21 protein-coding genes are annotated in these 22342 nt (G+C 42.2%); 3 read left to right on the top strand and 18 right to left on the bottom strand.

Translation table 11 applies throughout. The annotated features are described in order from the left end of the window. The first annotated feature begins 161 nt into the window (after positions 1-161). Entirely contained in the window at positions 162-1349 is a 1188-nt protein-coding gene (gene hmpA, locus H2672_RS13800; RefSeq protein WP_186672291.1) for an NO-inducible flavohemoprotein, read from the top strand. A 750-nt stretch (positions 1350-2099) separates the two neighbouring features. Here the strand turns inward: hmpA and H2672_RS13805 are convergent. The 3 genes from H2672_RS13805 to H2672_RS13815 form a co-directional block, all read right to left on the bottom strand. Next, complete coding sequence (locus tag H2672_RS13805; RefSeq protein WP_186672294.1) at positions 2100-2900, bottom strand: alpha/beta fold hydrolase; 801 nt, start codon at positions 2898-2900, stop codon at positions 2100-2102. Positions 2901-3091: 191 nt separating this feature from the next. Then, a complete protein-coding gene (locus H2672_RS13810; protein WP_186672306.1) occupies positions 3092-4150 on the bottom strand; it encodes a YkvI family membrane protein in 1059 nt (352 codons plus the stop codon). A 360-nt stretch (positions 4151-4510) separates the two neighbouring features. Continuing rightward, positions 4511-5104, bottom strand: coding sequence for a DNA-3-methyladenine glycosylase (locus tag H2672_RS13815; protein WP_186672307.1), 594 nt, complete (start codon positions 5102-5104; stop codon positions 4511-4513). Between the two features lie 94 nt (positions 5105-5198). Between H2672_RS13815 and H2672_RS13820 the strand changes: the two genes are divergently transcribed. Further along, a complete protein-coding gene (locus H2672_RS13820; protein ID WP_186672309.1) occupies positions 5199-5489 on the top strand; it encodes a nucleotide pyrophosphohydrolase in 291 nt (96 codons plus the stop codon). Positions 5490-5538: 49 nt separating this feature from the next. Here H2672_RS13820 and H2672_RS13825 read toward each other — a convergent pair whose 3' ends face one another. The 12 genes from H2672_RS13825 to H2672_RS13880 all read right to left on the bottom strand — a co-directional run bounded on the left by H2672_RS13825 (position 5539) and on the right by H2672_RS13880 (position 16289). After that, positions 5539-6429, bottom strand: coding sequence for a glycine betaine ABC transporter substrate-binding protein (locus H2672_RS13825; RefSeq protein ID WP_186672310.1), 891 nt, complete (start codon positions 6427-6429; stop codon positions 5539-5541). A 14-nt stretch (positions 6430-6443) separates the two neighbouring features. After that, positions 6444-7082 (bottom strand): ABC transporter permease, encoded by a 639-nt coding sequence (locus tag H2672_RS13830; protein ID WP_186672351.1) that lies wholly within the window; start codon positions 7080-7082, stop codon positions 6444-6446. Next, the gene (locus H2672_RS13835) at positions 7079-8047 is read right to left on the bottom strand and encodes an ABC transporter ATP-binding protein (RefSeq protein WP_186672315.1); all 969 of its coding nucleotides are present in this window, start codon (positions 8045-8047) and stop codon (positions 7079-7081) included. Before H2672_RS13835 ends, H2672_RS13830 begins: the two co-directional genes overlap by 4 nt. Continuing rightward, complete coding sequence (locus H2672_RS13840; RefSeq protein WP_186672317.1) at positions 8044-8718, bottom strand: uracil-DNA glycosylase; 675 nt, start codon at positions 8716-8718, stop codon at positions 8044-8046. Before H2672_RS13840 ends, H2672_RS13835 begins: the two co-directional genes overlap by 4 nt. 119 nt (positions 8719-8837) lie before the next feature. Beyond that, the gene (locus H2672_RS13845) at positions 8838-9179 is read right to left on the bottom strand and encodes a DUF6054 family protein (RefSeq protein WP_186672318.1); all 342 of its coding nucleotides are present in this window, start codon (positions 9177-9179) and stop codon (positions 8838-8840) included. Positions 9180-9287: 108 nt separating this feature from the next. After that, positions 9288-10499 carry an MFS transporter gene (locus H2672_RS13850; RefSeq protein ID WP_186672319.1) on the bottom strand — a complete coding sequence of 404 codons (1212 nt, stop codon included), beginning with the start codon at positions 10497-10499 and terminating at the stop codon, positions 9288-9290. 90 nt (positions 10500-10589) lie between these two features. Continuing rightward, positions 10590-11399 carry a zinc transporter ZupT gene (gene zupT, locus H2672_RS13855; RefSeq protein WP_186672320.1) on the bottom strand — a complete coding sequence of 270 codons (810 nt, stop codon included), beginning with the start codon at positions 11397-11399 and terminating at the stop codon, positions 10590-10592. A 118-nt stretch (positions 11400-11517) separates the two neighbouring features. Beyond that, positions 11518-12489, bottom strand: coding sequence for a siderophore ABC transporter substrate-binding protein (locus tag H2672_RS13860; protein ID WP_186672321.1), 972 nt, complete (start codon positions 12487-12489; stop codon positions 11518-11520). Positions 12490-12577: 88 nt separating this feature from the next. Next, positions 12578-13339 carry an iron ABC transporter ATP-binding protein gene (locus H2672_RS13865; protein WP_186672322.1) on the bottom strand — a complete coding sequence of 254 codons (762 nt, stop codon included), beginning with the start codon at positions 13337-13339 and terminating at the stop codon, positions 12578-12580. Further along, on the bottom strand, positions 13336-14286 hold the full coding sequence (locus tag H2672_RS13870; protein WP_186672324.1) for an iron chelate uptake ABC transporter family permease subunit: 951 nt from the start codon (positions 14284-14286) through the stop codon (positions 13336-13338). Before H2672_RS13870 ends, H2672_RS13865 begins: the two co-directional genes overlap by 4 nt. Then, the gene (locus H2672_RS13875; RefSeq protein ID WP_186672326.1) at positions 14279-15229 is read right to left on the bottom strand and encodes an ABC transporter permease; all 951 of its coding nucleotides are present in this window, start codon (positions 15227-15229) and stop codon (positions 14279-14281) included. Before H2672_RS13875 ends, H2672_RS13870 begins: the two co-directional genes overlap by 8 nt. Before the next feature lie 181 nt (positions 15230-15410). Beyond that, positions 15411-16289: a DUF6612 family protein gene (locus H2672_RS13880; protein WP_186672328.1), complete on the bottom strand. Its 879-nt coding sequence runs from the start codon at positions 16287-16289 to the stop codon at positions 15411-15413. Between the two features lie 222 nt (positions 16290-16511). On the opposite strand from H2672_RS13880, the gene H2672_RS13885 reads away from it, so the two are divergent. Further along, positions 16512-18230, top strand: a complete 1719-nt coding sequence (locus tag H2672_RS13885) for an ABC transporter ATP-binding protein (RefSeq protein WP_186672330.1) — start codon at positions 16512-16514, stop codon at positions 18228-18230. Positions 18231-18586: 356 nt separating this feature from the next. On the opposite strand, the gene hflX is transcribed toward H2672_RS13885, so the two are convergent. The 3 genes from hflX to putP form a co-directional block, all read right to left on the bottom strand. Beyond that, positions 18587-19858 carry a GTPase HflX gene (hflX, locus tag H2672_RS13890; protein WP_186672332.1) on the bottom strand — a complete coding sequence of 424 codons (1272 nt, stop codon included), beginning with the start codon at positions 19856-19858 and terminating at the stop codon, positions 18587-18589. A 98-nt stretch (positions 19859-19956) separates the two neighbouring features. Continuing rightward, positions 19957-20652 carry a VOC family protein gene (locus H2672_RS13895; RefSeq protein ID WP_186672334.1) on the bottom strand — a complete coding sequence of 232 codons (696 nt, stop codon included), beginning with the start codon at positions 20650-20652 and terminating at the stop codon, positions 19957-19959. A gap of 71 nt (positions 20653-20723) precedes the next feature. After that, on the bottom strand, positions 20724-22208 hold the full coding sequence (gene putP / locus H2672_RS13900; protein ID WP_186672337.1) for a sodium/proline symporter PutP: 1485 nt from the start codon (positions 22206-22208) through the stop codon (positions 20724-20726). Positions 22209-22342: the final 134 nt, after the last annotated feature.

Below are 22342 nucleotides of genomic sequence, written 5' to 3' on the forward strand. Positions count from 1 at the left end.
ATTTCACCGCTCTTTCAGATACTATTATAACGTTTGTGTCCATATCGTGAAAGAAATGTGACTAACTATCTAACACTTCTTAAAGATGTATTTTAAATATATCTTTAGGCATTGCTATGGTATATTCTTGTATTAACAACTATGAAAGGTCGTGCTACAACATGCTATCACAAGAAACCATTGCCATTATCAAATCAACAGTACCTGTATTGGAGCAACACGGCAAGACAATTACAACTGTGTTTTATAAAAATATGTTCAAAGCTCATCCTGAACTTCTGAACATCTTCAACCACGCCAATCAATCACAAGGGCGCCAGCAAAACGCACTTGCAGGTTTGGTTTACGCAGCAGCTGCAAACATTGATAACCTTGGAGCTGTTTTACCGGCTGTCGTTCAAGTTGCGCACAAACATAAATCACTCAACATTACACCAGAACAATATCCAATCGTTGGTTACCATCTATTAGGCGCTATTAAAGAAGTATTAGGCGACGCAGCAACTCCTGAAATTATTGGTGCATGGGGAGAAGCCTACGAAGTTATCGCAGGCGTTTTCATCGGTATCGAAAAAGAGATGTACGAAAAAGCCGAACAAATGGACGGCGGATGGAAAACATTCAAAGACTTCGTTATTGCAGAAAAAGTAATTGAAAGTGATGTCATTACGTCCTTCTATTTAAAACCTGTCGACGGTCAAAAACTACCTTCTTATAAACCAGGACAATATATTACGTTACGTGTCACAATTCCCGGCGAAGACTATACTTTGAATCGCCAATACAGTTTGTCACAAGCGCCTACAGGTGATTTATACCGAATTTCTGTTAAACGCGAAGATGAAGTCACGCCGAACGGGAAAATGTCCGTTAACCTTCATCGAGAAATGAATGTCGGCGACACGGTAGAAGTAAGTGTTCCTGCCGGTGTATTCCATCTTGATGTGGAAAGCAAAAATCCAGTGACACTTATCAGCGGTGGTGTTGGTATCACACCAATGATGAGCATGTTTGAGTCAATTGCCAAAAACACACCAGAACGGCCGGCCGCATTCTTGCATTCCGCACGTACACCTAAGCATCAAGCATTCGATGCAAAATTACGCTTGTTGAATGAATCCATGCCCGCTTCAACTTATGCTGTGCTGTATTCAGAAGAAGGGGATGGCTTCATCAACCGAGATTTCCTTGCTGCTAACGTCATTGAAGGCAGCGACATCTATGTTTGTGGACCAACGCCTTTCATGCAGGCCGTCATTAAAGATCTATATGCAATGGGTATTCCAGAAGAAAAAGTAAAATTCGAATTCTTTGGACCTGCTGAAGAGTTAGAACTTGTAAACGCATAATTCGTCACACCTGTTGATTAACCAAACAAAAGTAATCAGAAAACAACATGATCACCTACTGAGCACTACGTGTATAGTTGCGCTTTTGGACCGCTTTGGATTGAATGACTTCTATACGATTATCGATATGTCTGGATATGTAGGATTCGACTTCGTCGCATCCTGCATATTTTTTCGGTAATCGTATGGTGGCCCTTCATCCGTCGCGCTCCAAATGCATTAGTACACAGCGTGCTGATGCTTTTTGGGACGAAAGAATAGCATGCTTTTTACCTGGAGAAAAGCCGTCAAAGATGCAATTTTGGCGGCTGATACTTTCTTTATGGTTTTACCTTTTTTATTTTATAGAAGTGTCGCTTTTTATAAGGCATCACATGATTAGATGTATACTCTTTGCTAAAAGTAAGCAAGAAACACATTGCACAAAGCGCTAGAGTGCCCGAAATTGCATCTTCTGGCACTTACACTCTCTATAGAAAACCGTCTATTCTTTTCTTTCAAACATAACCGGACTTTTCACTTGAACATTGTAGGTACGCGACAGGCAACTATTCGCAATAGTATTACCGAAAAAAGTGTGGCCAGAATTGGCGAAGTCACTTCTAGCCACACTTTCCCCTCGATAAACCTGTCGTGATTAGTTAGCCGAAAGCGAAATGGAAATGACCCAATAAAAATGAAAGTCATCAAGCCCTTCTCGCCAGTATTTTATGCAAGTAAGTGCTAATTTATCAATCTACAAAAAAGCCGTCATCCCAGTTGGATGGCGGCTTTTCTTTGTTCGATTTTAGCTATATAATCAATGGCTAACTTGTTGAACATTTCTGGTTGGTCGATATTGCAGACATGTCCTGACTTTTCTATTTTTATGAATTCAAATCCTTTATTTTTACGGACAACTTCCTCAATCGGGGGGATGAATAGATAATCTTCCTCACCCATCAAGAATAATGTTGGAATATCCGTTGTCGATGCTTGTAAGCGGGTCAAGTACGGATTGATTAGCTTAGTAAGAGAAAACCATCTAATGAATTCCTTCTGATATACCTTTTTAGCTTCGTTGACGAAAGCCATCCGCGATTCTTCATGCTGTTTACGCGGCATAATAATATAAGCGAATAATTTATAAAGAAGCATATAAGGGACAAAACGCTTTACTGCACGCCCTCCCAATAATAATAACTTTGTTCGAATATCAAAACGGATAATCGCCCCACCAAGAATAAGTGAGTTTACACGTTGCGGGAAATTATCTGCCATTGTTTGAGCGACGATTGTACCAAGTGACATGCCGATAACATGCGTGTCTTTTATGCCGACTTCGTCCAGCACTTCAATTACTTCCCTTGAGATATCCGTAAATGTATCCCCTTTTTTCCACATTCCACCGGCAGATTGTCCATGTCCTCGAAGGTCAATTAGGAGAACGTTATGCTGTTTCCTAAATTCCCGGATTTGCTTGAACCAGACGGAAGAACTACCGCCTGCGCCATGTATGAATGTCACCCAAGGTGTTGTCGGGCTAATTTCGTAAGTTCGATAGTGAAGCAAGCTGTTCACCCTTCCAAGTTAACTATGTCCATTAAACCATTTTTTATAGAATCAATTCAACCCAAATGTGTGTATATACGCTCTATTCCCTGAAGAATCGACTTCTTTTCGACACAAACTTTGCTAGAAAAAAAGGGGCGGTCATCGAAGCTACACTTCGTGGCCGTCCCTATACTTGTTTTGAAATAGTCTTATCTGCTAACCTTCGCAGGTAATTTGAAAGATATGTAGATAAGCGCCGCGACAAGGAACAAACCTAGGTAACCAATGTACGGATAGAAATGGGCAACAAGATTTTTAAAGCCGAAAAAGCTCAAGCCAAATCCAATTATTAGTGTGATAAACACAAAACCTTTAAACCCTTTTGTACCTGCCGGGATGAAACGTGCGCCGAAAGCATAGTACATACTGACAGCCGTATTGAAAATCATACCGTACAAAATGAACGCCATGAAAGTAGCGAGTATAGGCGAAATATCGTTCATAATTGCTAACATCGGTAAATCAGCATCAGCAACAGTATCGATCCGTGAGAAGATTGCCAAGTGACTTAGCAAGATAAGTAGACCAAGACCAAGTCCGCCGACAAAACCGCCCCACGCTGCTGTTTTTTCATTTTTCTCCGCTCCACCCATGACAAGTGCCATGGAAGCACCTACTGCGATATTGAACGACACATAGTTTATTGCCGAGATGAACCAGTTCGGTAGCGTCGTCGGTACTAAAGTTGCGACTGAATCGAGCGCTGTAAATGTTGCATCCCCCATTGTCGCTATACAGTACACCGAGACACCAATGACTGAAATGATTAGAAATGGTGTAATACTGCCGATAACACCAACCACTTTATCGACATTAAGTAATATAGTTAAGAAAACCAGAACTACCATTAGTAAACTACCAACGAATGGCGGTAAACCAAACTGTTGGTTCAAATTGGAACCTGCCCCCGCTATCATAACGGCCCCAACGCCAAATAGTGTTAAAATAATTATGCAATCCACAACTATACCTAAATAACGACCACTTATTTTGTAAATAACTTCTTTATGTGATGTGGCCCGCATACGACTCCCAAGTCGAGTAAGCGTCATTCCCAGATAGGCAAACAGTGCTGTAGACACAATTGCCCCTACAATACCTAAAAGTCCGAAACTTGTAAAATATTGTAGAATTTCCTGACCTGAAGCGAATCCTGCACCAACAATAATTCCGATGAAAGCGCTTCCCATTTTAAGTATGTTTTTCATGATGTCCCCCCAATATTTCACCACACTAAGAATTTTAACTCAACGAAATAGTCAGAAATATAACCTCATGCGTTGTGGTACTGTTCTAACTTATCACTCTTGTGGAACCTTTTCAATAAAAAAAAGACCAGTTACCTGGACTCTTTTTTAAAAAACTATTTTCGCAGCACAATTTGATAGTCAAAAGTCTTCAATTATTATCTATTAAACGTTAGTTTATCAACAGTCCTTCGACATATCACAAACTATTTTTTGTACGAAATAACTTCTTCGTCCGCATATTTTGAACCCACTCATTTCAAGTCGATTTTTATCAAATTATCGCCTTTAGCATCGATTCACTTGTAGCAATAGCCGCACTTAAGGCCGATACTTTGAGACGTACGGATTATCTTTTTCATAAAAGCGCCAAGGATAATGAACGGCTTCCCCAGAATTCCCAATCCCCACCCGAGGACCCGCCATAATTTCTTCCGGTACAGCACCTTCTGCAATAAACAACGGTCCATCTGTCCAATGATGACCGTAATACTGCATTGTCACGCCAAGGGCTTTCGCTAATTTACCTGGCCCATTCGTCCAATCTTTCATTTTCAAATGAGGTCCCCTATTTGCCTGCATCAGTTCAAATCCTTCTACTGGTTCTCCAGCACGGATAAGTATTGCATGTGGTGTCCCTTCTGGTCCACCTACAACATTCATTAGGGTATGTGTGTGCATTTGATACGTATAGACGAGTCCAGCAGTTCCAAACATTACTTCTGTCCTCTTCGTTCGCCGATTGTCAAAACTATGTGCCGCCTGATCCTCAGGTCCGTGATACGCTTCCGTTTCCACAATACGAACCACAATAGTTCCTTCCGGCTGCTCGTGAACAATATATTGCCCCAGTAAATTTTTGGCCAGTTCAAGTACAGGTGCCTCAAAAAATGATTTATCTATAGGTGTATACATAGCTATCGCCCTCCACTTCAATCCTACTATGCCCTATAATTCCAATTCTAAATACCGTATACTCAAGAAAAACAGTCGATGGGATGAGATAAATATGGAAAAACTACAAACCGAAATACGTGAATTCACAAAAGCGCGCAATTGGGGTGAAAATCATGATGCTCGAAATCTTGCCATTTCAATTTCATTAGAAGCAAGTGAGCTGCTGGAACACTTCCAATGGAAATCTGGTGAGGAAGCAATCGCTCATAATAAGCAGGAAATCATGGATGAAGCGGCGGATGTGTTTATTTATCTATTGCAATTCGCTGATCTTCTCGGCATTGACTTAGAAGAAGCTTCGCGTGCGAAGATGAAGAAAAATGCCGAGAAATACCCTGTATGAATTAAGCCCTCCAGCGCTTTTCGGGTCTACCAAGGCGCTTGCGCTTTTCTTATTTCTTGATTAATCCTTTTTCAATCAGGAAGTCCTTTGCAACATCTTCCGGTTTTTCTTTATCCAAATCAACGCGGGCATTCATTTTTAACATATCTTCTTCAGTGATTTTTCCTGCTAAACTGTTTAGTACTTTTTCAAGGTTGGGGAATTGCTTCAATGTTTCCTGACGGACAACTGGGGCTGCGTCATATTTCGGGAAAAAGCCCAAATCATCTTCCGTTGTTGCAAGATCGAACATCTGAATGCGGCTGTCCGTCGTGAACGCGGGAATAACATCAACATCCCCATTTTTCACTGCTTCATACATAACGTTTGGATCCAGGCTCTTTGTATCTTTAAATGTAAATGGATAAGAACTTACCATATCATCGAAACCGTCACCTTTTCGTTCATAGAAAGCATGTGGTGCGCCGAAAACCATATCTTCAGCGGCTGAAATCGCAGCCAAGTCGGAATAAGTGGATGCTTTGTATTCTTTATCCTTTGTGAAGGCCAGTGTATAACCGTTTTCAAAACCAAGCGGCTCAAGCCATGTGACTTCGAATTTATCTTCGTACCCTTTTTTCACACGGTCGAAGACGCTTTCAGAACTCTCTCCCGCTTTCGATTCTTCCTTCAGGACGTCTTTCAAACCCGTCCCTGTATATTCCACGTAAAGATCGATATCGCCTTTTTCAAGTGCTGGGGTCATGATTGCCACTTCACCTAGGCCATCTTTGTATTTCACTTTATAATCCGTTTCCGCTTCAATGTATTGACCCAAAATATGTGGCAGTATAAATTGCTCTGTCCACGGTTTTCCGCTAATAACAATTTCCTCTTTACCGTTGCATGCACCAAGTAGCAATGTCAACGAAAGCAACATAATTCCCAATCCTTTTTTCATCTTCTTCCCCCCTATCAATGTCGGACTCCTTTTGGTGTTACCTTCTTCTCTACCCATTTCAGGATAAAGTCAAAAGTAATAGCGAGTAATGCTACCGGTAGCGCCCCTGCAAGAACGAGCGCATTATTATATGATTGCAAACCTCTATAAATAACATCTCCAAGTCCACCTGCTCCGACGAACGTTGCGAGTGTAGCAATACCAACCGTCAGCACAGTCGCCGTACGGATACCTGCCATGATGACAGGTAAGGCATTAGGAAACTCAATTTTCTTTAAAATTTGATTGGGGGTCATCCCCATACCACGTCCTGCTTCGACAATCGCTTCATCGACACCTGTAAGACCTGCATATGTATTCCGTATGATTGGCAACAGCGCGTAAATAATAAGTGCAATCAGTGCGGTCTTTGAGCCAATTCCGATGAGCGGCACAAGAAAACCGAACAACGCAAGACTAGGTATCGTCTGTAAAATCGCTGCTACGCCTATGATTGGCTCTGCAAAACGACGATGACGAGCAACCAGCATTCCAGCCGGTAAGGCAATGAGTATCCCTATGGCCAGTGCAAGAAATGACAGGAAAATATGTTGGAGAAAAGCTTCTATAATCATGTCTGAACGACTGGTCAGCGTCTCGATAAAGTTCTTCATGACTTCACCCATTTTCCGTTATCCATTGATGCTTGCAACAGCGAATGATGACCAATATAGCCAATCACAACCCCATCTTCAGCTACGGCAAGACGGCTGGTAGGATAGGCATCCAGGACAGTAATTGCGTCATCGACTGTCAGCATCGAAGCTACTTCCCTTACTTCACCTGTCCATGTTTCATCAAAGAATTTGGCGAACTCTTTAATTGGCCTCTGACCGAAATTACGCTGCCTGTCTATCCGCTCAATTCCGATGAAGTCACGAACAAAATCGTTCGCTTGTTTTTCAATTAATTCAGCGGGTGAGGATATCTGCTCAATTTGGCCGTCCCGCATAATAACAATTACATCTGCAATGTCGAGCGCTTCGTCCATATCATGTGTTACAAATACAATTGTCTTTTTGATTTTCTTCTGTAACTTCTTCAATTCTTTCTGGAGCTGTTCTCGGCTGATAGGATCGAGTGCCGAAAAGGGCTCATCCATTAAAATAATGTTCGGGTCACTCGCAAGCGCTCGGCTAACACCGACCCGCTGCTGTTGACCGCCTGATAGTTCAAAAGGATAACGTTTCTTAAATACAGCCGGATCCAGATCCACCATATCAAGTAGTTCATCGACACGAGAAGCAATTTTCTCTTTATCCCACTTTAGTAATTCAGGAACAAGCGCAATATTATCTTCAATCGTCATATGAGGAATGAGACCGATTCGTTGGATGACATAGCCGATTGAACGGCGTAGCTCCACTTCATCTCGTTCTGAAATTGGCAGCTCATCGATATAGACGGCACCTTCTGTCGGCACTTCCAGCCGATTAATCATCCGCATAAGCGTCGTTTTTCCACAGCCAGAAGGGCCAATAATGGCCGTTAACTTATGTGTAGGGATTGTCACGGATACATTCTTCAATGCTTCCGTTCCATCCGTAAAACGTTTTGTTACATTCTCAAAGCGGATCATAGAACTCCTCCTTTTGTATTTCTTCTATCTGCTTCTCGTAATATGCGACCGATTTCCAACCAATCTGCATCTAGCGAAGGGCGATGCGATGGCCTGTAAAAGATAGATGCTGGATGAAATGTCGGCACAATCTTGTACAACTTTTTTGTCCAGTTAAATGTGGTATCTTCTAGCTCATTTAAATAGTGAATGGGTCGCTCCAACAGTTGACCGTGCAGTTCGGTCACTTTTGCCTCTTTGCCAAGTAACCGTTGCAATCCGACGTTACCAAGTGTGACGATGAGTTTCGGCTCAATGTTCGCTAATTCATAATCGAGCACTGGCGCATGTGCCAAAATTTCTTTAGTTGTCGGTGGCCGATTATATTTCCGTTCAGTGGTCGTTCCATCACGGTTATTTTTCATTCCCCATCTATACGGCCTACTTCGCACCGCACTTGAAATGTAGACGTCTTCACGTGTTAAACCGATTGTCGCGAGTGATTTCATCAGTTCCTTCCCCGCACGACCGATAAAGGGAATGCCATCAACCAATTCGAATTCACCAGGTGCTTCACCGATTAACATCAGCTTCGGTTTTTTGGGACCTTCTCCGTAAAGGAACCCCTCCACAGGAAAACCCGCTATCCGATCCCTGCCTAGATTCGCAATCGATTCAGGTATACGGAACATCTGAGCACTCCCCTTCTTATATTTTCATTTTAACAAAATAAGCCTTTCCATCAAAAGGAAAGACTCTAAACTTTATTCTTATTGACGTATTGTGTTGTTTATTGGTCCAATCCTTCATTCTACCCCACTATATACGATCCCAATGCTGATTCCACACTGTTTGCAAAATTATTTCCGGCGCCCCAATCAAAGCGCATGAACATCCCCTCTGAACTGCCGGATGCGACCGCATGGACTTTCGTTTGTCCTTCTAAATTATCAATTGTCACAGTAAGAGACGCGCGGTTGCTGGACCGCATATAATACTTTTCCAACACGACGACATGGAATTCATGTTCGCCAATCCGCCTTACATACCGATCGACAAGTGTCCCACTGATACTCCCTGTAACAACGAATGTCTCAATAACATTCATTGCCGCCGCTGGTGAAATAGTTACAGTAAATTCGCGTACTGACATAATCTCATCCCCCTTTATCCTTACCTCTTTTACGGATGAACAAAGGTGGAAGTTTCATCTGGTAAAATAAAAATGGCCTGCCCTCATTACTAAAGGCAGGCCCATCATTCATTCCAATTCCATTTGTTTTGTTTCTGTACCTAAGAAAACAACCGCTAACACACCGATTATAATTGCGCCGCAGAAGATGCTGAAAACCGTATCGAATCCATAGCCGGCAGCTAGAAGCGAACCAATGAGCAACGGTCCAAATATACCGCCAATACGACCAACCGCTGCCGCCATTCCTGATCCCGTTGCACGAATTGCAGTCGGATATTGTTCTGGTGAATACGCGTACAAAGCTCCCCAAGCACCTAAGTTAAAGAAGGATAACAGTGCACCCGAAATAAGGAGTAATTGAAGTGTTTCCGCGTTGCCAAAGAACAACGCACTTGCTGCAGTTCCAAGAAGATACGTAGCAAGGACGAATTTCCGTCCTGCCCTTTCTATTAACCAAGCAGCCGTAAAATAGCCTGGCAATTGGGCGAACGTCATAATGAGTACGTATTCAAAGCTTTTGATCAAACTAAAACCTTTTAACACCATGACACTTGGCAACCATAGGAACATGCCATAGTACGAAAATACCACTGTGAACCAGACAATCCAAAGCATAAGTGTTCGTCGCGCATACTTTTTCGACCACAGTGTTTTAATTTTTTCTATTGCTGACTGTTTAGGTTTTCCATCCAACTCAAACTTCGGAGAATCCGGTAATCTGCGTCGAAGGTAGATGGCATAAAATGCCGGCAACGCCGTAATAATTAATGCAAGTCTCCAGCCATAGTTAGGAATAACAAAGTAAGCGATTAAGGCTGCAAGCAGCCAACCCGCCGCCCAAAAGCTTTCAAGAAGAACGACAACCCGTCCCCGTTCATGCGCCGCAACACTTTCAGATACCAATGTCGACGCGACTGGCAGCTCGCCGCCAAGCCCTGCTCCGACAAAAAAGCGAAGGATTAGAAAAGCAGTAAGCGTCATTGTCAGCGCAGACAAACCGCTAGCCACAGAGAACAAGACAAGCGTCATCATAAATACGTTTTTCCTACCAATTTTATCCGCAAGCATTCCAAACCCTAATGCGCCGACTGCCATCCCAATCGAGTTGACACTACCTATCCATCCCATCTGAGAAGGCGTCAACTGCCATTCTACTGCAAGTGCCGCGATAACGAATGACAGTATTCCGACATCCATTGCATCGAACATCCAGCCCGTTCCTGCTAGCCCTAATAATTTATTTCGAGAAATTTCCTGTTTCTGTTTCTGTTTCTTCATAATTTGTCTACCCCTTGTAGTGTAGTGTGTAACTGGGTGTCTTTACACCTGTCAGTATACCTCACATATCAAATACACACAAAGGTTTTTTTACGCGACAAGCACGAGACTGACAGCCATGAAGACCATTCCAGCCATAAAACCGTAGACCGACAAATGTGCCTCACCGTATTCCCGAGCTGCCGGAAGTAATTCATCGATTGAAATGAACACCATAATGCCTGCAACAGCAGCAAAAATTACTCCGAACATAATGCCGTTCAAATAGGGCATTAAAATAAGATAAGCCACGATCGCGCCAACCGGCTCTGCCAATCCAGAAAGAAACGACAACTTGAATGCTTGCTTGCGATTACCCGTCGCAAAATAGATTGGTACAGCGACAGCTATCCCTTCTGGAATGTTATGTATTGCAACAGCGATAGCAATAGCGATTCCAAGTGTAGGGTCTTGTAACGCCGAAGTAAATGTTGCAATTCCCTCTGGAAAGTTGTGAATGGCAATAGCGAGGGCCGTAAACATGCCCATTTTTTTCAGCTTGGCATATTCAGCATCCGTCGGACCTGCATTCACGTGTTCAACACTCTTCACTTCATGCGGATTCCCAATCGCTGGTATCAGTCGATCGATAATTGCAATGAGCAGCATTCCGCCAAAAAAGCCAGCGATTGTCGCCCAATAACCATTGGTAAGGCCAAGGTCCAAAACAAGTGCATCTTTTGCTTTTACAAATATTTCGACCAGTGACACGTAGATCATAACGCCCGCTGAAAACCCAAGGGCCATCGAGAGGAACTTTGTATTCGTCCTTTTTGTAAAAAATGCAAGTAAGCTACCGATTCCAGTTGCAAGTCCCGCAAAAACAGTAAGGGCGAATGCAAACAGTACATTTCCATCCATGCATACATCTTCTTTCTATTTCTAGGTTAGCACTATTGTATGCTACGAGTTTCCCTAACTTAACATCTAATCAAAAAAGAACCGATTCACTTTTCAGTGGACCGGCTCTACTTTTAGTTTACAATCCTGCTTCTACTTCTTTAATCATTTCTTTCATCGAGATAAGCCCGCCACCTGACAGGTACCAGTACTCAGCATTCAAGTAAACGATTTTATCATTCTTATAAGCATTTGTTTTCATTACTAACTCATTTTCAATCGAATCTTTTGCACTAGCGTCGCCGCCCACTGCTGCATCACGGTCTACGACGAAGAGAACATCTGGATTCGTTTCAAGGACATATTCAAATGTAATGTTTTGACCGTGTGTAGATACTTCAATTTTTTCATCCGCAGCTTTAAAACCGAATACATCATGGATCAGGCCAAAACGTGAACTTGGTCCGTATGCACTTACTTTCCCTTCACTTCCAAGGAGAATCAATGCTTTTGAATCGTAACTTCCTGTTTTTTCTTTGATTGCAGCGATTTGCTCGTCAACTTTAGCAAGCTCAGCTGTCATTTCAGTTTCTTTACCGAATATTTCTGCAATCAGTTCCATGTTATGTTTGAATGATTTGATGTAATCTGCTGTATCAATACCAACATAGACAGTTGGCGCAATTTCACTAAGTTCTTTAAATAATGGTGCTTGACGTCCAGAGATAAAGATAACATCTGGTTTTAGTGCATGAATGGCTTCAAAATCCGGCTCTTTCAAACTTCCAAGGTTCGCATACTTTTCATCCTTATATTTTGAAAGGTAAGATGGAACGTTCGATTGTGGAAGTCCTGCTACTTCAACTCCAAGTGCATCCAGTGTATCAAGTGTACCGAAGTCAAAAACGACAACTTTCTCAGGGTTTTTCTTAACTACTGCTTCACCATATTCGTGCTTGATGGTAATTGTTTCTTCTTTTTCAACTTCTACTGTTTCAGCCTCTTTATTGTCGCCAGTTGTTTTCTCTGAAGGTTTTTCTTCTTTCGTTCCGCAAGCTACTAGTAAAGCCATTAACGCAAACATCATCAATGTAATTGCAATTTTCTTCATCATAACCATCCTTTTTGTTGTAATATTTTTGTGTGATCTTTTTACTTAGGTCGCTGTTTAGACACCGGGTGCCCTTCGCTATTCTTAATTAAGAGTCGAAGTACACGCAAATGCGACAATTCGCCATTTGTTTAATCGGAATGTCCATATCATAGATTTCTTTTAATGCATCGGACGTGATAATTTCATCGGTAGGGCCATCTTTGACAACACGGCCTTCTTTGAGTGCAACAATTCTATCTGAATAAACAGAAGCAAAGTTAATATCGTGCAAAACGATGACAACGGTTTTACCGAGATCGTCAACTAGCCTTCTTAATATTTTCATGATCTGAACAGAATGCTTCATGTCTAAGTTATTAAGTGGCTCATCCAATAGGATATAATCCGTGTCCTGGGCAATAACCATTGCGATGAATGCACGTTGACGTTGGCCACCCGATAATTCATCCAGGTAATCGTGCTGCATCCCCATTAAATCCATATACTCCATCGCCTGGTCGACAATTCCTACATCTTCTGCAGTCAATTTCCCTCTTGAATGTGGGAAACGGCCGAATGAGACAAGTTCACGGATTGTCAAACGAACGTTCATAAAGTTCGATTGTTTCAAAATCGAAACCCGTTTTGAAAACTCATTCGATTTCATTTGTTTAACATTGTCTTTATCGACAAGCACTTCACCCGTATCTGCATCTAACAGGCGACTTACCATTGAAAGTAGCGTCGATTTACCCGCACCATTTGGTCCGATGAAAGATGTGATTTTACCACGGTGAATATTCACATTGACCTTTTCAACGACCACTTTTTTACCATAAAACTTCGATAGTTCACGGACTTGGATCATGTAGATCGACTCTCCTTTAATAGTAGGTAGATGAAGTAGACACCGCCGATAAAGTTGATAATGACACTGAGTGTCGTTGAAAACGTAAATACCCGTTCGACGACCCATTGTCCTCCAACAAGAGCAATGATACTCATAATGGACGCACCCGCAATGAGGACAGTGTGTTTATATGTTTTGAAAAACTGATAGGACAAATTCGAGACAATCAGGCCGAAAAATGTTATTGGCCCGACAAGTGCAGTCGAGACTGCGATTAGTACAGCTGATAGTATAAGCATTGTCTTGACGACTTTATCGTAGGATACACCCAAGTTAATGGCCGCGTCCCTACCAAGCGACAGCACATCGAGTTCGTTGAAGTATTTCCATCCGATAAAGAAACTGGCAATAACGATTCCCAGTGCCCACCAGACAAGTTCCCCGCTAACGTTGTTGAAGCTTGCATACATTTTATCTTGCACACGCATGAATTCATTGGGATCAATGAGTACTTGCAGGAATGTAGAGATACTCCCGAAAAATGTTCCAACGATAATTCCCACAAGCAACAGGAAGTAAATTGGCTGTTTGCCTCCCTGGAATAAAAACCGGTAAAGGATAAGCGCAAATACAACCATTGTAGAGACAGATAATATGAAGTTCACATGTTTATTGACGATTGTTACATGCCCTGAACCGAGTATAAAAATGAGGCTGGTCTGTAACAACATATAGAGTGAATCCAACCCCATAATACTCGGTGTCAAAATCCGGTTATGTGTAATCGTCTGGAAGATCACTGTCGAATAGGCAATTGCGACGCCCGTAATGGCCATTGCCAATACTTTGATACCGCGGCGTGGTAACGCATAATCGTAACTTCCGTTTAAACCTTGGAAAAGATACAGAACACAGAAGAAAGCCGCCAATACAGTAAGAATAATGAGTTTCGTAGAGTTACGCATAGGCCTTCCTCCTAAACAATAAGTAGAGGAATATTCCACTGCCGATAACGCCTACCATCAAGCTAATTGAAATCTCGTACGGATAGATAAGCACCCTGCCTAAAATATCGCAAATAAGCAGGAATATCGCACCGAGCAGTGCTGTATGGGGCAATGTCTTCTGTAAATGATCCCCTTTATAAATAGAAACGATATTCGGAATGATTAATCCAAGGAAGGGAATCATTCCGACCGTCAAGACGACGGTGGTGGTAATAAGCGCAACAAGGACAAGTCCGATATTGACGATTTGCCTATAAGCAAGCCCAAGGTTTTTAGAGAAATCCTCACCCATTCCTGCAACCGTAAAACGATTTGCATACAAATAGGTGACAATCAGCACGGGAATACTTATGTATAGAAGTTCATAACGTCCTTTCATAATCATCGAAAAATCACCTTGCAACCACGCCGACATATTTTGAATGACATTCGCTTTGTAAGCGAAAAACGTCGTAATAGATGACAAAATATTACCGAACATTAATCCGACGAGTGGAATGAAGATCGCATCCTTGAATTTGATACGGTCAAGGATTTGCATAAACAGTAGCGTGCCGGCAAGCGCGAATACAAATGCGACAATCATTTTTTCAATCGTAGATGCGTTTGTGAAAAACAGCATCGAGACAAGAATCCCAAGCCTTGTCGCATCCAAAGTTCCTGCTGTTGTTGGAGAAACAAATTTATTCCGACTCAGCTGCTGCATAATTAGTCCTGCGATACTCATCCCCGCCCCTGCAAGGAGAATGGCGACAAGTCGCGGAACACGACTGATTAAGAAAATCTCGGTTTCTTCCGACCTAAAGGCAAGCAGAGCCATTGGCGTGATATTGCTCACTCCTACAAATAATGATAGGAATGAGAGACTGATGAGTGCGATGAGTAAGTAACGTATCTTCATAGTAAGCCTCGATATCGATTATTTGAGACTAATTGAGAATCATCAAATGAAAACGATTATCAGTTAGGCGCAAATCCAATTATAGCATGTTGGAAGCTTGTGTCAATCAATAACTGAAAATCATTATCAATGAGAATGTGCAAAAAAAAAGACACCGAATGGTTATTCGATGTCCATTAATTCACTGAGCCATTGTTTCATTGATGTCTATTGCATTATCGATTACTTCTTGCGGTACATTAATAGTCTTAATTTCATTAATTTTGCTTATATCAGCTTTTACCTTCTGGTCGATATGCATTTCTTCGCCTTCGACTTTCATCGTCATATCCATTTTCATGTTAAATGCATTCGTGTAGAACGTCTTTTTATCAATAAAAATTTCGTACTCGAGTGATTTTACTTTCAAGTTTTCCAATACTTCTGCCTGCTGTTCGTCCATTTCTAAACCTGTGGGCATATTATCAGCTGCTACTTTCTTGAACAACTCGCTAAATTTATCCCCTGACGCGGAAAGCGTCAAGATATACTCATCATCCGTCTGCTCAAACTTAAAGTCTTCCGCAAACTCTTTAAACATATTCATATCGAGTGAAGGATTCGCACCGCCAGCCATTTGGCCGACCATTACCTCGTACATGTCGTTCGGCAATTTAATCCACCCCTCTAACTCAGGGTTATTCATGTAGAAGCCCGCTTCCGTCATATACATTTCCATGTCCATTTTGCCTTGCTCGCCCATATCCATGTTCATCTTCTGATACATTGATAGTGGTTCCATCACCATATCCATGTCCATTGTTATTTTGCTGTCAATTTCGAGCTCCTGGCTTGGCACTTTAATGAGCTGATCGATATCCATTGTTGCGTGCATACTCTTTTGCTCTTTAGAAACGTCCATTGATTTCTCATATACTTCTTGTGCTGTCATTTTACTTTTGTTATTAATCTCTTCTTTCTTGCCTGTATCGGAATCTGTTTTCGTCTCCGCCGTCATACTGCAAGCACTAAGTCCAAGGACGAGAATTCCAGCCGCAATACCTTTTATCCAGCTTTTCAATTCAACCGCTTCCTTCCAATTATTAATTTTATTCACATCTACTCATACGTCGAGAAATCCAAATAGTTCCACTTACTTTGCGAATTGAATACTAATACTCACTTTATCAATCAAAACTATAGAACTACACACTCGACATTTCGGTTTCTGAAATTAATTATCGTCTTCTACCTTCGTATCCGCTATACTAGCAATTATCAGATCAAAAGGAGATAAAACCAAATGCTTAAGCAATTCTTTTCGTATTATAAACCGCATAGGCGGCTATTCATTATCGACTTTTCAAGCGCCATTTTCGTAGCATTGCTCGACCTTGCATTCCCTGTCGCGGTTCAATGGTTCATCGACGATTTACTACCCATGGGGAATTGGGGACAAATCACATCAATAAGTATAATTTTGTTGCTCATTTATTTACTGAGTACATTCCTTCAATATATTGTCAGTTATCTTGGTCACAAACTCGGCATCAATATTGAAACCGATATGCGCCAGCAGCTGTTCAATCATGTACAGAAACAATCATTTCGATTTTTTGACAACACCAAAACCGGTCATATTATGAGCCGGATTACCAATGATCTTTTCGACATCGGGGAACTTGCCCATCATGGCCCAGAGGATATTTTCATCGCAGTCATGACGCTTATTGGCGCGTTTGCCATCATGTACAGCATCAACCCTGAACTTGCACTAATCGCAATTATTATGGTACCGTTTCTCATTATTCTCGTTACCATCTGTAACATCAAAATGAATGCGGCATGGCAAAACATGTACGGTAAAATCGCTGACGTCAATGCACGGGTAGAAGATTCCGTATCAGGTTCACGCGTCGTCAAATCATTCACGAACGAAGATTTCGAAATGGCCCGCTTCCGCATAGACAATGGCAATTTCAGAACGGCCAAACTTGTCGCCTATAAAGTGATGGCGTGGACCCATTCGAGTATGTATATGATGACCCGGCTTGTCACACTTATCGTGCTTGTTGTTGGAGCGTGGTTCACACTCAACAACAAATTATCGAGTGGTGAACTTGTGGCATTTGTACTGTTTGTCAATGTGCTCATCAAACCTGTTGATAAAATCAGTGCCCTATTGGAACTGTATCCGAAAGGAATGGCGGGATTCCGTAGGTTCCGTGAATTAATTGAACAAGAGCCTGAAATAAAAGACCGTCCAGACGCAGTGGCTGTTGCCCATTTGAACGGAGATATTGTTTTCGATGATGTCCACTTCCACTATGACGACAATAAAGTTGTACTAGAAGGAATTAATTTGAACATCCGTGCAGGTCAAACAGTCGCATTTGTCGGTCCATCAGGTGCGGGGAAAACAACGATTTGTTCACTGATTCCGCGGTTTTACGATGTCACCGGAGGTACGATTTCTATTGACGGCATTGATATCCGCAATCTAACGCAGCACTCCTTGCGTTCGCAAATCGGTATCGTCCAACAAGACGTCTTTTTATTCACCGGTACCATTAGAGAAAACATTGGCTACGGTAAATTGGATGCTACTGATAAAGAGATCATTGAAGCGGCGAAAAAAGCGCATCTTGAAGACTTCATCGCTGCACTTCCTTATGGGTATGATACCCAAATTGGAGAACGTGGTTTGAAATTGTCAGGCGGTCAGAAACAGCGTCTCGCTATTGCCCGCATGTTCTTGAAAAACCCGCCCATTCTTATTTTAGATGAAGCAACATCTGCTCTTGATACAGAAACAGAACGCATTATTCAGCAGTCGCTCGCTGAACTTGCTGAAAATCGTACAACCCTTGTTATCGCGCATCGATTGGCGACAATACGCGATGCTGATCGTGTTATAGTAGTCACGGAAAATGGGATTGCGGAAGATGGCAAGTACGATGAACTAGTGAAGAAAGGCGGAATTTTTGCCCGACTTCATAACAATCAATTTCAAGAGGTTTAACTTTTGAATAAGCGGGCATACTAGAACTATTCCACCCCCTTTCTCTTAGATAGAAAAAACAGCATTACATGACCTCCCTAGTCATGTAGTGCTGTTTTTTTGTTTTGAGAATAGTGTCTAGCTTCAGGCGCCAGCCGCTTGGGTCATAAGCAATCCAGCTATGTGGCAAAGAGCGCCACGTCGCTGGATCGACTTATGCCTGTCGCGTCTAGACGGCGCCTTCCGCTTTTCTTAGTGTCTAGCTCCAGCGCCTAGTCCCTCGAGTCGCTTCAGTCCTTATAGATAAAGGCAAAATACGCCTTTATCTTAAGGCCCTCCAGCGCTTTTCGGGTCTACCAAGGCGCCTTCCGCTTTTCTTAGTGACTTACAATAAACTCTTCTACCTTGGCCCGCTCTGAAATATCCATTTCCACGGTCATCAGCGTTCCATCTTCTTCGTACTCCGTACTCTTGACGTTCGCTTTGTCATTCAAATAGGACACGATATCACCACGGTCGAAAGGAATAAGTAGCTTGCATGTACTATATTGTTCAAAAATCTTTTTCTTGATCAACTCAATAAGTTCATCGAGTCCTTTTCCTTCACGTGCAGAAATCCACACACTGTCATCGCTCACTACAGGATAGGGTATGTCCGCAAGATCCGCTTTATTGTAAATATTAAGCGTTGCCACATTCTCTACTCCTACAGCCTGCAATGTTTCATTTGTTACTTCCATCATATAGCCGTGTTCCGAATTCGACACATCCACTACATGTAAAAGGAGATCCGCGTCACGCGCTTCTTCCAATGTTGAACGGAATGCTTTTACAAGATGGTGTGGTAGTTTCGACACAAAACCAACCGTATCCGTCAAGATGAATTCTTTGTTATCCTCGAGTTTCACTTTTCGGATTGACGTATCGAGTGTCGCGAACAACATATCCTCTTCGAATACTTGCTTCGCATTGTCTACGTCCATCTTCAACAGCAATTTATTCATTATCGTCGACTTGCCCGCATTCGTATAGCCGACAATCGACACAACAGGGATACCGCTCTTTTTACGTTGCTTACGCTGAGTTTCACGTTGATCCTTCACATGATCAAGGTCACGCCCAAGTTTGGAAATCTGGTCTTCGATTTTCCGACGATCGAGTTCCAGTTTTGTTTCACCGGCCCCTTTATTTTGGACACCGCCGCCTGCGCCCCCGCCCTGTCTGCCGAGAGATGCACGTAAACCGACAAGTCTAGGAAGCATGTATTGTAGCTGAGCAAGTTCAACTTGCATCCGCGATTCGCTTGTTCTCGCACGCCGTACAAAAATATCAAGAATGAGCATTGTCCGGTCAATTACTTTACAGTCCAATTCCCTCTCCAAGTTACGAATTTGAGACGGCGACAATTCATCATTGAAGATAACAAGGTTCGCATCTAATTCTTCATAAAATAACTTAATTTCTTCCATTTTACCTTTTCCAACATAAGTAGACGGGTTGCGTTTTTCCATGTTTTGCGTCACTTCTCCGACGACTTCAACCTCTATTGCTTTAGCTAGGTTTTTCAATTCTTCCATTGCATATTCAAAGTGCTGATCTTTTTGCTCATGGACCCCTACAATTACCGCACGTTCAACTAAAAATTCCATAGAACTACCCCTTCCGGACCGACTATAAGTATATTCAGTCTACCATATCTGGCGAAACTGCATGTCACAGGATGAACTGGACGAACACTCCGTAACTTTTAGTCAGTTTGCCCAATGACAACATCCATCAATCTATTTTTGCCGCCGTCATGCTCAACAAATTTAAGCACAACATTCGGCAAGGCGATGTCATCAGCATTGCCAACTTTCTGCGACAGTAAAATCGCCCACTCCGCCGTTGCACTTAAAGGATCATCGACACTGAAAACACACTCTGTAACTTCCAACTGTTCATTGCCCAAGTTAAGCGTTCCATCTTTACGTAACTTCTCCAAACGTGTTTCTTCCGTCTCTTCCCACTCTATGAAAAACGGATAAGGTAATTCATTCGACACGGATTGATCGACGAACAACATTTTCCACTTCCGCAATTGACCATTAGCCGTTCTTCGCTCTGCATCGAGCACACCTGACGTTCGGAATCCTTTATTTTCAACTTCACCATTAAACTTCTCAATATCATCTACTGACAGGCAAATAGTCCCCCAACCATCGCCCTGTTCTAGGTCGTGTAGCAATAATTTTGTCAGCGGATGATCCACTTGTTGCGCAATTTCCATTTTCTCGACTGACAACCATTCAATATAAGCATTCTTCGTATAAAGCAGTGCATTATACGTACCCCATTGTTCGTGGCGACCACCGACTACAGCGTGCCGTCCACTCACTTGTTGTTCCACTACGATTTTCAACGGTTCTTTATTCGTGAAATAGACAACATGATCCAGTTTCATATGATTAACCTCACTCTCATAATTTTAACTAAATGAAAAGCCTGCAGTAGTAGAAACCGCAGGCCTTCAAATTATTTATCTTCGTTAAGAATCTTAAGTGCTGCCGAGAATTCTTTATCAATTTCGGCATTTGGTTTATATGTGATAGTACTAACGACAACTGCAACAATCAGACAAAGGAGGAAACCAGGAACGATTTCATAAATGGTACCCGATAAGGCATCGACGTTCCCCCAAATCATAACTGTAATTGCCCCAACAATCATTCCCCACAGTGCACCTTTTGTAGTAAGTTTGCGCCAGTAAAGAGACAGTAGGATAATTGGACCAAATGAAGCACCAAATCCAGCCCACGCAAACGATACGATACTCAAAATGGATTCATTGTTTGGCCAAGCAAGTACCATGGCAATTATCGAAACGGCAAGGACAGCCATTCTTCCTAAAAACACATAATGCTTATCCGTTGCATCTTTCTTCATGAACGTTTTATATAAGTCTTCGACAAGTGCAGAAGACGATACAATTAGTTGTGAAGAAATTGTACTCATAACAGCTGCAAGAACTGCAGCAAGCATGATACCTGCGATAAATGGATGGAAGATAATTTGTCCAAGGACAATAAATACCGTTTCATTATCGACTAGCGTTGTACCTGTGTTCTGTTGGAAATAAGCAATCCCAATAAGTGCTGTCGCAACTGCACCGAATAGACTCAAGAACATCCAGCCAATCCCAATACGACGTGCTTTTTTCGCCTCTTTATGCGAACTAAGCGCCATGAAGCGGACGATGATATGCGGCTGACCGAAATAACCCAGTCCCCACGCAACCGCTGACAATACACCGAGGAATGTTGCACCCGATACGAAATTCAGCAGTTGTGGATCAACAGCACGGATGCTTGCCGTAGTTTCTGTAAATCCTCCTGTGATGAAGATACCAACTATCGGCACTAGAAGAAGGGCTAAGAACATGACAACCCCTTGAACAACATCCGTATAACTTACCGCCAAAAACCCTCCGAATAATGTATAGAAAATAACGACAGCCGAAACAATCAATAAACCTGTGTGATAATCCAACCCGAATGAGCTAAGGAAGAACTTACCGCCTGCAACCATTCCTGAAGACACATAAAATGTGAAGAATATCAGAATGATGACACCTGAAGCAATACGCAAGAGACGTGATTTGTCTTTCAGACGACTTTCCAAGTAACTCGGAATTGTAATCGAATCACTTGACACTTGTGTATAAACACGTAACCGTGGTGCAACAAACACCCAGTTCAAATATGCTCCAACTGTTAAACCGACTGCAATCCATGCTTCAACTAAACCGTTGAGATAGATTGCACCCGGTAATCCCATTAGCAACCAGCCCGACATGTCAGCAGCACCAGCACTGAGAGCGGTTACAGCCGGCCCAAGCGAACGTCCTCCTAACATGTAATCCGTCAGGTTGGATGTGCGTTTGAATGCATACCATCCGATGAAAATCATCGCCGCCATGTATATAATAATTGCAATTAATTGATACCCTTCATTTGACATGATGAATCCTCCTTTTATTAAGATCATCCTTATCATATCACTTTTTCAATAAATAAAAATCTGTTTTTTAAAATAATCCTTAGTAAATAATGTATACAGAGTAGACAGAATACGATACATAAATTTTATTCACC

The sequence above is a fragment of the Sporosarcina sp. BP05 genome, assembly GCF_014282005.1.
Lineage (GTDB): Bacteria > Bacillota > Bacilli > Bacillales_A > Planococcaceae > Sporosarcina.

Bases quoted from the DNA above. Each gene is read 5' to 3' on its own strand.
- hmpA (WP_186672291.1), top strand. From the start codon at position 162: ATGCTATCACAAGAAACCATTGCCATTATCAAATCAACAGTACCTGTA.
- H2672_RS13810 (WP_186672306.1), bottom strand. From the start codon at position 4,150: ATGAAAAACATACTTAAAATGGGAAGCGCTTTCATCGGAATTATTGTT.
- H2672_RS13815 (WP_186672307.1), bottom strand. From the start codon at position 5,104: ATGTATACACCTATAGATAAATCATTTTTTGAGGCACCTGTACTTGAA.
- H2672_RS13820 (WP_186672309.1), top strand. From the start codon at position 5,199: ATGGAAAAACTACAAACCGAAATACGTGAATTCACAAAAGCGCGCAAT.
- H2672_RS13825 (WP_186672310.1), bottom strand. From the start codon at position 6,429: ATGAAAAAAGGATTGGGAATTATGTTGCTTTCGTTGACATTGCTACTT.
- H2672_RS13830 (WP_186672351.1), bottom strand. From the start codon at position 7,082: ATGAAGAACTTTATCGAGACGCTGACCAGTCGTTCAGACATGATTATA.
- H2672_RS13835 (WP_186672315.1), bottom strand. From the start codon at position 8,047: ATGATCCGCTTTGAGAATGTAACAAAACGTTTTACGGATGGAACGGAA.
- H2672_RS13840 (WP_186672317.1), bottom strand. From the start codon at position 8,718: ATGTTCCGTATACCTGAATCGATTGCGAATCTAGGCAGGGATCGGATA.
- H2672_RS13845 (WP_186672318.1), bottom strand. From the start codon at position 9,179: ATGTCAGTACGCGAATTTACTGTAACTATTTCACCAGCGGCGGCAATG.
- H2672_RS13850 (WP_186672319.1), bottom strand. From the start codon at position 10,499: ATGAAGAAACAGAAACAGAAACAGGAAATTTCTCGAAATAAATTATTA.
- zupT (WP_186672320.1), bottom strand. From the start codon at position 11,399: ATGGATGGAAATGTACTGTTTGCATTCGCCCTTACTGTTTTTGCGGGA.
- H2672_RS13860 (WP_186672321.1), bottom strand. From the start codon at position 12,489: ATGAAGAAAATTGCAATTACATTGATGATGTTTGCGTTAATGGCTTTA.
- H2672_RS13865 (WP_186672322.1), bottom strand. From the start codon at position 13,339: ATGATCCAAGTCCGTGAACTATCGAAGTTTTATGGTAAAAAAGTGGTC.
- H2672_RS13870 (WP_186672324.1), bottom strand. From the start codon at position 14,286: ATGCGTAACTCTACGAAACTCATTATTCTTACTGTATTGGCGGCTTTC.
- H2672_RS13875 (WP_186672326.1), bottom strand. From the start codon at position 15,229: ATGAAGATACGTTACTTACTCATCGCACTCATCAGTCTCTCATTCCTA.
- H2672_RS13885 (WP_186672330.1), top strand. From the start codon at position 16,512: ATGCTTAAGCAATTCTTTTCGTATTATAAACCGCATAGGCGGCTATTC.
- hflX (WP_186672332.1), bottom strand. From the start codon at position 19,858: ATGGAATTTTTAGTTGAACGTGCGGTAATTGTAGGGGTCCATGAGCAA.
- H2672_RS13895 (WP_186672334.1), bottom strand. From the start codon at position 20,652: ATGAAACTGGATCATGTTGTCTATTTCACGAATAAAGAACCGTTGAAA.
- putP (WP_186672337.1), bottom strand. From the start codon at position 22,208: ATGTCAAATGAAGGGTATCAATTAATTGCAATTATTATATACATGGCG.